This is a genomic window from Devosia sp. (genome assembly GCF_965229025.1).
GTDB lineage: Bacteria > Pseudomonadota > Alphaproteobacteria > Rhizobiales > Devosiaceae > Devosia_A.
Genome location: NZ_OZ245853.1, coordinates 2,269,209 through 2,283,961 on the forward strand (window position 1 = coordinate 2,269,209; position 14,753 = coordinate 2,283,961).

Sequence of the window (14,753 nt, forward strand, 5' to 3'; positions counted from 1 at the left end):
TGTTGTCTTTTTATCGATCCGACTCAGAGGCCGGATCTGCTTTCGATTGCCTCAACCGCGCAGTGGCGGGAGGGAGAGAGCCGGACGCGCTGTTGGCGCATCCGGCAGATTGGCTCAGGCGAGCGAGAGGTTCACTGCGGAAACCTTGCCATCGCGGCCGTTTTCGAGGTCGTAGGTCACCTTCTGGCCTTCGGCCAGGCCGGAGATGCCAGCACGCTCAAGAGCGGTGGCGTGGACGAAAGCGTCCTTGCTGCCGTCGGCGGGCTGAATGAAACCAAAACCCTTGGTGGAATTGTAGAACTTGACGACGCCGGTGATCATGGCTCGTACCTTTCGATTGTGAGGCCGGGCCCTGAGGCAAACCGTCTCGTTCCCGCCTGCACATGCAGATCGGGGCCTAAACGCTCGCAAATCAGGGAAACCAAACAACCGGATGACCGGGAGGTCAGGAGCCAAGGAGGCTAAAACGTATGCGGTCTATATAGGGAGGATGGGTGCCGATAGCAAGGTGTGGTTTGCACCGCGCCTGGAAGGCTTTCTGGTACCGCCTCCCCGGATCGAACGGGGGACCTCTAGATCCACAATCTAGCGCTCTAACCAACTGAGCTAAGGCGGCCTGAAATTCGGCCGGACCATAGTTTCCCTTATCGGCGCTGGCAAGATACGAAATTGGCCGTTTTCGCAGTGCATGAAAAGCACCCAACTTAACCATCGGCAGCGAATGAGGCGGCGTTGGAGCCTGCGGATATGGACCGGCGCGGAGCCCCGGGATATCTAAGGCATTATTAAGTTCCGAGTGCGGTTTGTACCAATTTGGGACAGACCGGGAAGAGTGTGCGTGAACGCAGATTGGATAAAATCGCCGACGGCGCGCCGTGTGCTGGTGCATTGGGCAGACGTGCGCCCGGCATGGCTCTGGTCGCAGGATGGCGAAAAGCTGCTGTGGCGCAACGAGGCGGCTCGGTTCTTCCATGGCAGGATCAAGAAGCACGGCGTCAAACTGGCTGAGGCGGTGCCGATCAAAGGGCAGATCGCCCGGTTGATCCGGCTTGGCTCGCTCGGCCGATCGAGTCTCAGCCGGATACAGTTTCTGGCTGGGGACCGGCCGATCTCCACCACGTGCACCTGCACGCCGCTGGAGCTGCCCGGCAACGCCCAGGTGCTGCTGATCGTGGGTGTCGACGCGATCGAGCCTGAATTGCTGGAGGCGCAGGCCCCGGGGCAGGTCGATCCGATGTCTTCTAGCCTTTTTCCCGAGGGCTCGGAGTTCCTGCTGATCAGTGATGACAGCCAGGTTGCCACAGGCTCCCGCGTGGCGCTTGAGCGCTATGCCGGACAGATCGAGAGCGAGGGGCTGCCTGCCCTGCCGCCAAGCGACAGCGGCGTAGTGGACATTGGCGGCGAGCCCGTGACGCTGACGCGCTACCGGGCCAGCCCGCATGACGCGCTGCTGCTGTTGTTCGAGCCTGCCGCTGCTGAAGCGCCGAGCCTCAAAGACGTTCGCGCCGACGAGGGAACCGATCCGCAGGTTGAGCGCGGAGCGGTTGAAGCGCCGCCCGAGCCGCTGTTGCCGCTTGGGCTTGGCCCCGAGGAGCCGGTGCCGGTGGATCACGAGCCCGCCGGCGAGCCAACTGACGGAACCGAAGACTGGGTCGAGCCCCTGCCCCCGGCGGAGCCCGAAGTGCCGGGAACGCTGGCATCGCTGTTTGATCGCCTGGCTGACGATGATGGCCTTTACGGCACCCTGACCGAAGCGGATGCGACTTTTGCTGGCCCTCCGGCTGAGATCCCGGAAACGGTGTTCGTCGAAGCCGCGCCGGAAGCGCCGGTTGAGATCGGTGACGTGCGCGCCGATGAGGGTGTTGACCCTGATTTCGCAGACGCTCCGGCGTTGAGCGAAACCGAGTCCATCGAAACGCCGGCGAAACTGGCTGGCGAGCCGATGGAGATCGACGATGTCGTGTCCTTCGATGCGATTGGCGCGTTGATTGAATATGCCAATGACGAGCCGGACTATGCGGCGGACCTGCCCGCAGGAGAGGTCACAGCGGAACTGACACTGGAGCCAGCTGCCGAGAATGAAGTCGTGCAGCATGCCGAAGTGCCCGTGACGCTCGATGGAGACCCGGTTGAACCCGAGGCCGACGAAGCGAGCGAGGCAGAGGCCGAGCGTGCGACGACGTGGCGCGTGATCGGGCGGGGCTTTGTACCGCTGAGCGATGACGCGACGGTGACGGACGAGCCCCAAGAAGAGCCGGAGCCGGTCGAGGCGCCGCAACCGGCGCCCGACCCGGAGACCGTGGACCGGGTGTCGCGCTACAATTTCGATGAGCTGAGCCGCATTCTCAGCGACCGAGTGACCAATCCGCAGGCCGGTGCCGCCAGCGTTGAAAAGCGCCCGGCCACGGCCAGCGCCGAAGGGTCGCTGATCAACCTTGCGGGCGAGACATTCATCCTCAACCGGCTGCCGCTCGGGATTCTGGTGTTTCGAGACCAGCAGGTGTTGTTCGCCAACCGGGCGCTGACCGAGTTGACCGGGCATGACAGCATCGAGAGTGTCCGCGCTGGTGGGCTCACGTCGATCTTTCCGGCCGAGGATGCGACAGGCGCGGGACCGGTGACGCAATTGGTGCGGCGCGATGGGTCGCTGACTGCAGTCAATGCACGGCTGCAATCGATCACCTGGCACGGCAAGCCTGCGCTGATGCTGTCGGCCAGCTCTGCTGGGCCGCAGCTTGGGCATGAAGGCGCGGTGCGGGCCTTTGCCGAGCTTTCTGCCGATGTCGGCGAAGAAGGGTTCATCGCGACCGATCGGGCCGGGATGATCACGACGGTTTCGCTGCATGGACGGATCGTTCTGGGGCTGACCGAAGCCGACCTCGTTGGAAAGCCTGTCGCGGCGCTGGTTGAACCGGGTGCATTGGGCGAGCTCAAACTGTTCCTTGAACGGCCGGCCCGTTTCGCCGAGACGGCGCGGCCAGGCATCCGGCTGCCCGGGACTCGCAACGGTACCGAGCTGGCCTTGTTTGCCGAAGGGCAGGCGGGGATTGTCGCGGGTTATTTCGGCTTTGTGCGAAAGGTCGCAACTGCAGCGACCCCGACGGCGGTATCCGCTTCGCCGCGTCCAGGCGAGGACATCGAACCCTCGATGCTGGTGCGGATCAGCAGGGGGGTGCGGAGGCCGCTCAACACGATTATCGGGTTTGCCGAGATCATCGGCTCTGCCCCGCCGGGGAGCGCAGAAAGCCAGCGGCATGGCGAACATGCCCGCGACATCAGGACGGCCGGGCTGGAGATTGCCACGCTCGTTGACGAACTGGACGATTATGCGCGGCTGCGTGACGGCCGCTACACGCCCGCCGCCAACGACATCGACCTCGTGGAGCTGCTCGACAGCTGCGTGCTGCGGGTGAGGACGCAGGCTGCAGAGGCGCGGGTGCTGGTACGCAGCGCGGTGTCGGAGAGCCTGCCACGGATCACGGCGGACGCCGCATCTCTGACGCAGGCGATCCTCAACCTCCTCGCCAGCGCCATCGACCAGACGCCGGTCGGCGGTTCGGTGATCCTTTCGGCGCAGCAGGAAGACGACGGTGCCGTGGTGGTGAATGTCCGCGACAGCGGCGAGAGCCGCAGTGACCTTGGCGAGCGGTTCGTGGTGTTTCGGGATGGCATCGGCAAGGACGGTGAGACTCTGGCGCCGGTGCGATCGAGCGTCGGGCTGGCGCTGACGCGCTCGCTGCTCGCCGTGAACGCGCTGTCGCTGTCGGTCGATCCGACGGCGGGGGTGGGCACGCTGTTCTCGCTCCTCATCCCGGCGGACCTCGTCCACCGCTGAGCCATTTGCCTTGTGACTGAAAGTGCTGCAAGCATTGGAAATTGCTGGCACCTTGGCTAAGCTCGGCATGGGTTGAGTTCATCTCTCACGCGATCGGCAACGGCATTGAGCGTTCTGCGCCAAAGGCCTGTTTTGGGTACGGCTCCGCACCAGGCGGAGTGCGCATGAGGGCGTTTGTGCTGCGCCAACTGCTGGTGTTCATGGCAGTGGTGGTTGGTGCCGCCTTGCTGCTCGGACTGTTGCTGGATGTGCTGCCGAACGCGCCGAGCAGCGCTGAGACGCCCTCATGGCTGCGGCCGGTTTCGTTGCTTTTCGGGCTGTTCACGGGTGAGTTTGGCACGGCTGTGAGCCAGAATGCTGCGGTAGGCAGCCTGATAGCCGAGCGGCTGGTGGTGACGTTGCCGTTGGCGCTGCTGGCGCTGGTGACTACCAAACTGTTGGGACTTGGGCTGGGATTGCTGGCGACGCGGGGACGCATCGCCGACCGCTTGGCGAGCGCGGTCGCTCTGGTGCTCGAGGCGGTGCCGCCGTTCTGGCTGGGCATGGTGCTGCTGCTGGGGCTGGCGCTGGGCCTGAAACTGCTGCCGGCAGGCGGATTTGTGCCGTGGAGCAGCCCAATGGGATCGCTGGGGTCGCTGCTGTTGCCAGCATTGGCACTGGGCCTGCCGCATGCGGCACAGACGGCGCTGGCGGTGCGGCGCGATTTTGCCCGCGGAGCCGAGGCGCAGGCCATCGAGACGCGGCGGGCCAGGGGCGAAACCCGACAAGCGGCGGCGTGGGCGCTGGGTTGGACGTCCGTGGTGCAGGCGCTGCCGGCACGGCTCGGCAGGGAGTGGGTGTCGATCCTCGCGGGCGCGGCAATGGTGGAAAACGTGTTTTATCTCCCAGGGTTGGGGCGGCAGATTCTTGGCGCGGTGGCGGTGCACGACCTGGTGCTGCTACGCGGCAGCCTGTTTGTGATGGTCGTTGCGGGGGCGAGCCTGGTGCTGGTGAGCAACCTGAGCCGGCTGCTGGTTGATCGCGAGTTGCGGAAATGACGCGCCGCTGGTGGCATGATGCTGCGCTGGTTGCAGCTCTGGTGCTCGCGGCTGCCATTGCCATCCCTGCCCTGATGTCTGCAGCGTGGACGCCATATGCCGAGACGGCCCTGGGGACACCGCTGGCCGATGCCGGGGCCGAACATTGGCTCGGAACGGACCGGACCGGGCGCGATGTGTTGTCGGCATTGTTGGTCGGGACGCGCGCGACGGTGCTGACCAGCCTGTTTGCTGGGTTGATCGCCCTGCTGATCGGGGTTCCTGCGGGGGTGCTCGCCAGCCTGGGCGGGTGGCCGCAGGCGAGGACCTGGCATTCGGTTGCAGGATTTGCCGCACCAGCCCTGCTGATGGCCGTGATGCTGACGGCGCTGGGCAGCCCGGGCCTTGTGACGGTGATCCTGTCGGTGGCGCTGCCGGGGGCCGTGGTACTGACGCAGGCGACGCGGCGGGAACTGGACCAGTTGCGGCAGCGCGACTTTGTTTCAGCGGCGCGGCTGGCCGGGCTTTCGGCGGTTTCCGCAGCACAGCGGCATGTGGTGCCGAAATTGCTGCCACGGTTGATCGGGCTCGGCCTGCGGCTCCTGGCGGCGGCGGTGGTGCTGGAAATGACGCTGTCATATGGCGGACTCGGCTTTGCGTCGCAGACGATCAGCCTGGGCGTGATGCTGCAGGAAGCGCAGGGGCTGTTGCAGCTCAAGCCGCTGCCGGCATTGGCGCCGGGGCTGGTCGGGCTGGTGCTGGCGCTCGCACTCAACGTTGCTGCGTCGCGGCTGATGGGGGCACGCCGTGACAGCTGAGCCAGTGCCCGAGACCTTGCTTGAGGCGGAAGGACTGCACGTAACCCTAGGCGGGCAGACGCTACTGCACGAAATTGGCCTGACGCTTGGCAAGGGCGAGGCGCTGGCGATTGTCGGCGAGGCCGGGAGTGGCAAATCGCTCCTGGCGCAGGGCCTTGCGGCGCTGCTGCCGGATGGCGCACGGATAACGGGACGGCTGGCGCTGGGCGGCACTGCGTACCCTGTTGACGAGCACGGGCGGGCAGCGTGGCGGGGCAAGCGCATTGCGTATTTGTCGGCGACGGTTCGACCGCCGCTGGAAGCACTGTTGGCGCACAAGCCGGATGTGCTGGTTTGTGATGAGGTGACGGCAAACCTTGAGCCCTCCGAGCAGCGTGAGCTGCTTGGGGCCATTGTAGCCCAGTGCCGGATGGCGGGGATAAGCCTGGTGGTTTTGAGCCGGGACATCCGGCTGGGTGCAGCGGTGGCGCCGAGATTGGCGGTGCTGAGCGAGGGCCGGATTGTCGAAGATGGGCCAGCCACCGAGGTGAGCGAGCGGCCCCAGCACGAGGCGACGCAGCGGCTGGTGGCGGCGGAGCGCCCCCGGACGCGGACCCTGATGCGGCCCCCAATCGGGGAGCCCCTGCTCGAGGTGAATGGCCTGTCGAAGCGGTTCGGTGCGAATGCGCTATTGCGGCAGGCCGGGAATACGGCGCTGAGCGGGGTGAGCTTTTCGGTGCGGCGGGGCGAGGCGGTGGGCCTTGTGGGCGCGGCCAGATCGGGCAAGTCGACACTGTTGCGGCTGGTGGCGGGGCTCGGACGGGCGAGCATCGGGCACATGCTGTTCAACCGGCAGCGCTACCGGGGCGGTGACCTGACGCCCGAGGGGCTGGCGGGTATTTCGTTCGTCTTTCCCGACCCACGGGCGGCGTTCAACCCGGACCTGCCGGTGGGCGTGTCGATGACCGAACCGTTGCGGCTCGAGCAGCAATTGCTGGTCGAGGAGCAGGCGGACCGGCTGGTTGAGGCGCTGCGGGTGGTGGAGCTGGGGCCGTGGGTGCTGGGCGAGTTGCCGGGGGCGTTCTCGGTGCTGGAGTTGCAGCGGCTGGCGCTGGCCCGCGCACTGGTGGGACGACCCAAGCTGATGGTGCTCGATGAGCCGACGGCCGAGATGGACCCGGTGGCGCGCAGCGCGTTCCTCGTGCTGTTCAACCGGGTGCGGGCCGACCAGGGGCTGACGGTGCTGTTCGGCAGCCGGGATTTTGAAGTGATCCGGCAGGTGGCGGACCGGGCACTGGTGCTGGACGCGGGGCAGATCGTCGAGGGCGGCAAGCCAGGGCAACTCGCCGAGGCGCCGCAACATGCAGCGACGGCACGGCTGGTGGCGGCGCGTTATCCTGACCCGTATGTGCCTCCGGTGGTGGAGATCCCCGCAGTTGTCGAGGCGCCGGTGATGAGCGAGACGGCGGCTGCGGCCGAGGAGGCGATTGCGGCGATCAGTGCGGCGATTCCGGCGGCAGTAGTGGTTACGGAGGCGGCCGTCGAGCCCGAGACTGAGGTGACGATCGAGGTGCCTGTCGGCGTTGCTGAAGAGGCAGCGACTGAGACGGTGCCAGAACCAGAGCCTGCCCCAGTCCCGGAGACCTTTCCCGTGCCCGTCCCTCAGCCTGTGGCTGAGGCCATGCCTGAACCTGTCCAAGAGCCAGAGCCTGTGTCCGAACCAGGGCCCGTGCCCGTACCACAGCCGGTATCCGAGCCAGTCGTGGTGGCCGAGGCTCCATCTGCAGGGCAGGACACTCCGGCGCCTGAGGCGGCGCCGGAGGTGGTGGCGCCTTCAGTCGAGGCGGCCGATGAACATGCCGAGCGGGCCAAGGCTGACGACGCCATTGACCGGCTCGACGGTGACGCCGGGCGCCCCGGCGGGGTGGCAACCAATCCCGAGTGGGAGGGGGACATCAACTGAAGCAGTGCCCATGTTGTAGATGCAGAGCAACCGCTCGCCGTCGCCCTCGCGGGTGAACATCAGGACATTTTCGGGTGCATCGAGGGTCTTGATGCTGCCCTTGCTCAGCGCCGGGTGCTGGTGGCGGAAGGCGAGCGTGGCGCGGTAGTGGTGGAGCACTGAATCGTTGCGCTTTTCCTCGGCATCGACGGCGTGGCCGAGATGGGCCGCGGGGACCGGGAGCCAGGCTTTCGGGGCAGTAGTAAAGCCGCCAAGGTGGGCGTTTGACTGCCAGACCATCGGCGTACGGCAACCGTCGCGGCCCTTGAACTCGGGCCAGAACTCGATGCCGTAGGGATCGACCAGATCCTCGTAGGAGAGCTCGGCTTCGGTGAGGCCCAGTTCTTCGCCCTGATAGAGGCAGACTGAACCGCGCATGGTGAGGAGCAGCGTAGCAGCGAGGCGCGAGAAGGCCTCACGGTCGCCGCTGGCCATCCAGCGGCTGGCGTGGCGGACGACGTCGTGGTTGGAAAAGGCGAGGCAGATCCAGCCGTCGGGCGCCTGGGCCTCGGTCATATCGATCGACTTGCGGAAATGGCCGGCATCGAACGCACCGCCCAGATAGTCGAAAGTGTAGGCCATATGCAGCCGGTCTTCGCCGGCAGTGTATTGCGCCATGACTTCGAGCTGATGCTGGCTATCGCCGATTTCGCCAACCGAGGTGCGGCCGGGGAACTCGTCGAGCAGAGCGCGGAAGCGCCTGAGAAACTCGAGATTTTCCGGGCGCGACTTGTCGTAGAGGTGCTCCTGGAAATTGTAGGGGTTCACGGCGGGGGCGGTCGACGCGTTGAAATCCTCGGGCTTCACGACCGGGTTCGATTCGAGCCCCTCGGAGGCGAAGTAGAAGTTCACCGTGTCCAGGCGGAAGCCATCGACGCCGCGCTCAAGCCAGAAGCGCATATCGGCGAGCAGCGCATCCTGCACGTCGGGGTTGTGGAAATTGAGATCGGGCTGGGAGGCGAGGAAGTTGTGCAGGTAGTACTGCATGCGCCGGCTGTCCCAGGTCCAGGCGGAGCCGCCGAAGATCGAGAGCCAGTTATTGGGCGGGGTGCCATCGGGGTTGGGGTTGGCCCAGACGTACCAATCGTGGCGCGGATTATCGCGCGCTTGGCGGGATTCCTGGAACCAGGGGTGCTTGTCGGAGGAGTGCGAAATCACCTGGTCGATGATAACCTTGAGGCCGAGCGAATGGGCCTTTTCGAGCAGGCGATCGAAATCGCCGAGCGTGCCGAAGATCGGATCGACGTCGCGGTAGTTGGAGACGTCGTAGCCGAAATCCTTCATGGGCGAGGTGAAGAACGGGCTGAGCCAGATGGCATCGACCCCGAGGCCGGCGACGTAGTCGAGCCGTTCGGTGATGCCGACAAGGTCGCCAATGCCGTCGCCGTTGTGGTCCTGAAAGGAGCGCGGGTAGATCTGGTAGATGACCGCGCCGCGCCACCAGTTCTTGTCGAGCGGGGCGTCCGGATTGGTCTTGGGACCCGTCATCGGGGTGACGGAGGCGGTGGGCGGCACAAGGCTCAAGGCAGTATCCTCGCGGGGGGAGCGGATGGGTGTGGTTTGGCGCGGAGGCGGGGCCAGAGTCAATCGTGACGTGCGAAAGCGCCCGCTGGCCGTTGGCCTCGGGGTTCGGGGGTAGACGGATCCGGCGTGGCGACAAGCCGACGCGGGTAGTCCGCAATTTTGTATGGCCGTCGCCACGCCGGATCATCGGGGTCTGAGTTAGGCCTCCGGCATCGGGGAGCGTACTGGCCGGTGCGCCTCGCGACTTGTTACCAAGACGGAGCCTGACCGGTCGGTCGGTTGCCAATACCATCGGCCCGCCAGAGGACGACTCCCCTGGCTCCCGATACCCCCACCGTTCGTTCGTCGCGACCGCGTCCGTGTGGGGGACGGGGGAAATGTAGCACTGCTGGAAGGTGTGGGGATAAGTGGTGCCAAGTCACTGACAGCGCACGCAAACTCGGCGTCACCCCTGCGCACGCAGGGACCCAACTTTCCGTTTGCGCGGGCTGTTGGATGGGTCCCAGCATTCGCTGGGATGACGCGCGGTGGGTGAGTGAGAACTGTGCGACAGATACTGAGTTTGTCAGATGGTCTTGTGCTGGCTGACGCCCTCCCTGGCCCTCCCCCTCAGAAGGGGAGGGAGTCTGGCGGGGCCGGGGAAATATCTCAGCGCGTGTTGTGGAGCATGCCCTGGAAGGCGCGGTAGGTGCCTTTGGGGGTGCGGATCTGGGTTTGGTAGTCGACGTGGACGATGCCGAAGCGGGACGTATAGCCCTCGGCCCATTCGTAGTTATCGAGCAGGGACCAGGCAAAGAAGCCGCGGACGTCGGCGCCCTGGGCCTGGGCGTTGGCGACAGCGCGGAGGTGGTCGTCGTAGAACTTCACCCGGCGGGTGTCGTCGGTTTCGCTCATGCCGGTTTCGGTGATGTAGATGGGCAGCTTGGTATATTCGCGGCTGACACGGACCAGGAGATCGGTGAGGCCGTTGGGGTAGATTTCCCAGCCGAGATCGTTCTTTTCCTCAGTGCCCTTGACCTGGGTGTAGGGGAAGATCGGGCGGGTGGGGTCGGACTTGTAGAGGCCGCGGGTGTAGTAGTTGATGCCCAGCCAATCGAGCGGACGGGAGACGATCTCCATGTCCTTTTCGTAGTCGGCAGGGAGATACTGGGCGAGCGCGGTGGTGAGGAGTTCGGGGTACTTGGCCTTGAACACCCCATCGAGATACCAGCGGTTGAAGAGTGCATCGCCGTAGTCGAAGGCCACCTGGTCCTCGGCGCTTTCGGACGCCGGCTCGGACTTTTCGAGGTTGAGCACGATGCCGAGGTTCTTGACCCCCTGCCCGCGCAGCGCGTCGATGGCATTGCCGTGGGCCAGCAACACATGGTGCATGGCATGGGCGGCGGCGCGGACGTCGCGATAGCCGGGGGCGTGGACGCCGAGGAAGTGGCTGAGGAAGGCGACGCACCAGGGCTCGTTGATGGTCGCGGTGGCGGCGAGCCGATCACCGAACTTCGAGCCAACCAGGGCGGCGTAGTCAGCGAACCAGCCGGCGATATCGCGGTTCATCCAGCCGCCTTTGTCCTGCAACGCGCTCGGGAGATCCCAATGATAGAGCGTCGCATAGGGCTTGAGGCCGCGCTCGAGCATGCCATCGATCAGGCGGTCGTAGAAATCGACGCCCTGCTGGTTGACGGCGCCGGTACCCTCGGGGATGAGGCGCGGCCAGGAGAGGGAGAAGCGATAGGCATCGAAGCCGCCATCGCGGATGAGGTCGAGGTCTCCGGGCCAGCGGTTGTAGTGGTCGCAGGCGATCGAGCCGTTATCGGCGTTCTTGACGTTGCCGGGGGTGGCGGAAAACGTGTCCCAGATGGAGGGGCCGCGGCCATCGCCCTGCCCGCCTTCGATCTGGTAGGCGGCGGTGGCGGTGCCGAACAGGAAGTTCGGGCCAAGGTCCTTACGCTCGATAGAAAACATGGTCTCTCCTCCGCACGGTGCTGGCTGGGCCGGTCGTTTTCGACCTGATTGCGCCAGATGTAATCGATTTCAGGTAGCAGGCTCCGGCGCGCTTGTCACCTGAGGGGAAGTTGCGAGTGACCGCCGGGGCGGCTTATCCGCCCCTCAGGGCCTGAGTTGCGGCACCGCGGCAAGGATGGCGCGGGCGATGGCGCGGAAGGCCTGGGCTTCGGGGCCGGTGGGCGTGGTGGCGACGACTGGACGGCCTTGGTCGGAGCTTTCGCGGATCGAGATGACTAGCGGGATTTCACCGAGGAAGGGGATATCCAGCTCGGCCGCGGCGGTTTTCGCGCCGCCATGGCCGAAGATGTCGTAGCGAGCGCCGGTATCGGGGGCGACGAAGTAGCTCATGTTCTCGACGATGCCGAGGATGGGGACCTCGGTGCGCAGCAGCATGTCCATGGCCTTTTTCGCGTCGATCAGCGCCAGATCCTGCGGGGTGGAGACGATGACCGCGCCGACCAGTGGCACCTGCTGGACGAGCGAGATCTGGATATCGCCGGTGCCGGGCGGCAGATCGACAACGAGGACATCGAGCCCGCCCCAATCGCTTTCACGCAGGAGTTGGCGGAGCGCGGAGGTGGCCATCGGTCCGCGCCAGACGACGGCCTGATTGGCGGTCAGCATCGAGCCGATCGACATGGCCTTCAGCCCATAGGCGTCGTGGGGCGAAAAGATGCCATCGGCGCGGACGGCGGGCTTGCCTTCGAGGCCGAGGAGTTTCGGGATCGAGGGGCCATAGAGATCGGCATCGAGGATGCCGGTGCGCAGGCCTTCGGCGGCAAAGCTGAGGGCCAGGTTGACCGCGACGGTCGACTTGCCGACGCCGCCCTTGCCCGAGCCGACAGCGATGATGTGGCGGACGCCGGGGACGGCTTCGCGCGGGGCGGGACCGGGGCGGCCCTGGGCCTTGGCCTGGCCGGTGGCGGCCTGGGCGCGGTCGGAGGTCAGTGAGACCATGACCTTGCGGCCCTCGGCGGCCCTTTCGGCGGCAGCCTGGGCGGCGACGCGGGTGGGGCCGAAGGCGGCCTCCATGCCGGGGGCGACGGAGATGGCGAAGGCCACGGCGCCGGTGGTGACGATGATTTCGGAGAGACCGCCATAGCCCGCGAGGCTGCCGCCGCCGGGGATTTCGACGGAGTTCAGAGCGGTGCGAACGGCGGCGGCGATTTGTTCATTGGCCATGGTTGCCTCATGAGTGGCGGGCGCCCCCTCCACCACCCTCCGGGTGGTCCCCCTCCCCCGTGGCTTCGCCACAGTGGAGGATCAAGGCGTCGTCAGCGCCGGATGAGGGGTCCGCAGACACGGTCTGCGCGGTCGGAGCGAAGCGACGAACGAGGTGCGTGCGGAGAGCACCCCTCATCCGCCCTTCGGGCACCTTCTCCCACAAGGGGAGAAGGCGGTCCACAGGACCAGAGGAGAAGGAGGCAAAGAGAGCTGGCGCACTAGCCCCCCTCCACCAGCTTCGCTGGTCCCCCTCCCCCGCTCTGCGGGGGAGGATCAAGAAAGATCAGAGAATGCTCTGGCCGGTGCCCTTCCAGTCCTTCACGAACTGCTCGAGGCCCGACTTGGTGAGCGGGTGGTCGGCGAGCTTGTAGATGACGGCGGGCGGGATCGTTGCGACGTCCGCACCGGCCAGCGCCACTTCGGTGATGTGGTTCGGCGTACGGATCGAGGCGGCGAGAATCTGGGTCTCGAAAGCGTAGTTGTCGTAGATGGTGCGGATGTTTTCGATCAGCTCGACGCCATCGGCGTTGATGTCATCGAGGCGGCCGATGAAGGGCGAGATGTAAGTGGCGCCGACCTTGGCCGCGAGCAGCGCCTGGTTGGGCGAAAAGCACAGCGTGACGTTGGTCTTGATGCCCTTGGTGCTGAAGTACTTGCAGGCCTTGAGGCCATCCATGGTCAGCGGCAGCTTGATCACAACGTTGTCGGCGATCTTGGCGAGGTGATCGCCCTCGGCGACCATGCCGGCATATTCGGTGGAGGCGACTTCGGCGGAAACCGGGCCGGGAACGATGCCGCAGATTTCCTTGATCACTTCCTTGAAGTCACGGCCCGACTTGGCGATCAGCGACGGATTGGTGGTCACCCCGTCGAGAAGGCCGGTTTCATAGAGATCGCGGATGTCCTTGATCTCAGCGGTATCGACGAAGAACTTCATGGTGTGCTCCTCCAGGAGACTTAGGGTTTCAGCAGATTATTCAGCCGTTTGCCGCATTGCGCAACGCCCGCGGGATAGTCCGTTCGTTTACGGGGCAAGACGCGCCGTTCGTCCTCGTAAATGTAGTGCAGCGCCGCCGAAAAGCCAAATGGGCGCGGCGGCGCGCCGGTGCTAGCCGATGGCCGCCAGCATCTTGTCGGCCAACTCGCCGACGCGATCTTCGGGGATGCCTGCGACATTGATGCGACTGTCGTTGATCATGTAGACGGCGTCTTCGAGCTTCAGCTTTTCGACGACTTCAGGCTTCAAACCGAGGAGCGAGAACATGCCGGAATGCTCGGCGATGAAATCGAAATCCTTGGAGTTCGAGCGCTGGCGGATGGCCTCGGCGAGCTTGACCCGGAGGCGCTGCATGCGCTCGCGCATTTCCTTGAGTTCGGCTTCCCACTCGGCGCGCAGGTCCATGTCTTCAAGGATAATGCGGACGATTTCGGCGCCGTGATCCGGGGTCTGGCTGATGGTGGCGCGGATGACGTTCTGCATCTGCGAGGAGACGACATCGGCCGAGTCGCTGTCCTTCGCGATGGCGATGGCGACGCCGGCGCGCTCGCGATAGAGGCCGAAGTTCTTGGACGCCGAGAACGCAACCATCGACTCGGGGACCGAGGAGACGATCTTGCGCACGCCATAGGCATCGGCTTCGAGGCCGTCGCCGAAGCCGAGGTAAGCGAGGTCGACCAGGGGGAAGGCGCCGGTGCGCTGAAGGCTCGCGGCAACGATATCCCACTGCGCAGGGGTGAGGTTGGCGCCGGTGGGGTTATGGCAGCAGCCGTGGAGGAGGATCGTGTCGTCGGGCGTGAGGCCGTCGACGACCTTCATCATGGCGTCGAAATCGACGAGCCGGGTCTGGTGGTCGAAATAGGGGTAGTAGACGGGCTTGAGACCAACCAGTTCGGCCATCGGCCAGTGGTTGGGCCAGCTCGGATCGGAAATGAAGATGCGGCCGCCCGGACGGGCGCGGCTCAGGACGTTCATCAGGATCGAGAGCGCGCCGGTGCCACCTGCGCCGTTGACGCAGCGGATGCGCTTCAGATCGACCACGCCGCCGAGCGCCAGATCGACCACGGCTGCGGAGAATTCCTTGTTGCCGACGACGCCCTTGTAGACCTTGGTCTTGGCGGTATCGAGAATGCGCTGCTCGGCCTTGCGGACGGAGTTCAGCACAGGCGTGACGCCCTTGGGGTCCTTATAGACGCCGACGCCGAGGTCGATCTTGCCGTCGCGCGGATCGGCAGCGTACTCGGCCATGAGGACGAAAATCTTGTCGAGCGTGGCCTTCTTGAGGGTCTCAAACATCGGTCGTTTCCGGGGAAAGGTGAGGCGCGGTCTTTATAGGCGGCGCGGGGGGAATTGCAACGGG

9 protein-coding genes, 1 tRNA gene and 1 pseudogene are annotated in these 14,753 nt (G+C 65.4%); 4 read left to right on the forward strand and 7 right to left on the reverse strand.

The window, feature by feature from the left end; all coding sequences use genetic code 11:
• Positions 1–114 precede the first annotated feature (114 nt).
• Both ACO06J_RS11205 and ACO06J_RS11210 read right to left on the reverse strand, forming a co-directional pair.
• The gene (locus tag ACO06J_RS11205) at positions 115–321 is read right to left on the reverse strand and encodes a cold-shock protein (RefSeq protein ID WP_421760798.1); all 207 of its coding nucleotides are present in this window, start codon (positions 319–321) and stop codon (positions 115–117) included.
• Between the two features lie 218 nt (positions 322–539).
• Positions 540–616 (reverse strand) — tRNA-His (locus ACO06J_RS11210).
• Between the two features lie 222 nt (positions 617–838).
• Between ACO06J_RS11210 and ACO06J_RS11215 the strand changes: the two genes are divergently transcribed.
• The 4 genes and pseudogenes from ACO06J_RS11215 to ACO06J_RS11230 form a co-directional block, all read left to right on the forward strand.
• Complete coding sequence (locus ACO06J_RS11215; RefSeq protein ID WP_421760799.1) at positions 839–3,835, forward strand: ATP-binding protein; 2,997 nt, start codon at positions 839–841, stop codon at positions 3,833–3,835.
• Positions 3,836–3,999: 164 nt separating this feature from the next.
• Positions 4,000–4,872, forward strand: coding sequence for an ABC transporter permease subunit (locus tag ACO06J_RS11220; RefSeq protein ID WP_421760800.1), 873 nt, complete (start codon positions 4,000–4,002; stop codon positions 4,870–4,872).
• Complete coding sequence (locus tag ACO06J_RS11225) at positions 4,869–5,669, forward strand: ABC transporter permease (protein ID WP_421760801.1); 801 nt, start codon at positions 4,869–4,871, stop codon at positions 5,667–5,669. Before ACO06J_RS11220 ends, ACO06J_RS11225 begins: the two co-directional genes overlap by 4 nt.
• A 4-nt stretch (positions 5,670–5,673) precedes the next feature.
• Positions 5,674–6,804: pseudogene (locus tag ACO06J_RS11230) on the forward strand (ATP-binding cassette domain-containing protein); the annotation flags it as partial.
• Positions 6,805–7,482: 678 nt separating this feature from the next.
• Here ACO06J_RS11230 and ACO06J_RS11235 read toward each other — a convergent pair.
• From ACO06J_RS11235 to ACO06J_RS11255, 5 genes are all read right to left on the reverse strand, one after another.
• Positions 7,483–9,138 carry an alpha-glucosidase family protein gene (locus tag ACO06J_RS11235; RefSeq protein WP_421762493.1) on the reverse strand — a complete coding sequence of 552 codons (1,656 nt, stop codon included), beginning with the start codon at positions 9,136–9,138 and terminating at the stop codon, positions 7,483–7,485.
• A gap of 684 nt (positions 9,139–9,822) precedes the next feature.
• Positions 9,823–11,130, reverse strand: coding sequence for a GH1 family beta-glucosidase (locus ACO06J_RS11240; RefSeq protein ID WP_421760802.1), 1,308 nt, complete (start codon positions 11,128–11,130; stop codon positions 9,823–9,825).
• Positions 11,131–11,274: 144 nt separating this feature from the next.
• On the reverse strand, positions 11,275–12,354 hold the full coding sequence (locus ACO06J_RS11245; protein ID WP_421760803.1) for an Mrp/NBP35 family ATP-binding protein: 1,080 nt from the start codon (positions 12,352–12,354) through the stop codon (positions 11,275–11,277).
• Positions 12,355–12,679: 325 nt separating this feature from the next.
• Positions 12,680–13,333: a fructose-6-phosphate aldolase gene (gene fsa, locus ACO06J_RS11250; RefSeq protein ID WP_421760804.1), complete on the reverse strand. Its 654-nt coding sequence runs from the start codon at positions 13,331–13,333 to the stop codon at positions 12,680–12,682.
• A 171-nt stretch (positions 13,334–13,504) separates the two neighbouring features.
• Positions 13,505–14,689 (reverse strand): aromatic amino acid transaminase, encoded by a 1,185-nt coding sequence (locus tag ACO06J_RS11255; protein WP_421760805.1) that lies wholly within the window; start codon positions 14,687–14,689, stop codon positions 13,505–13,507.
• Positions 14,690–14,753: the final 64 nt, after the last annotated feature.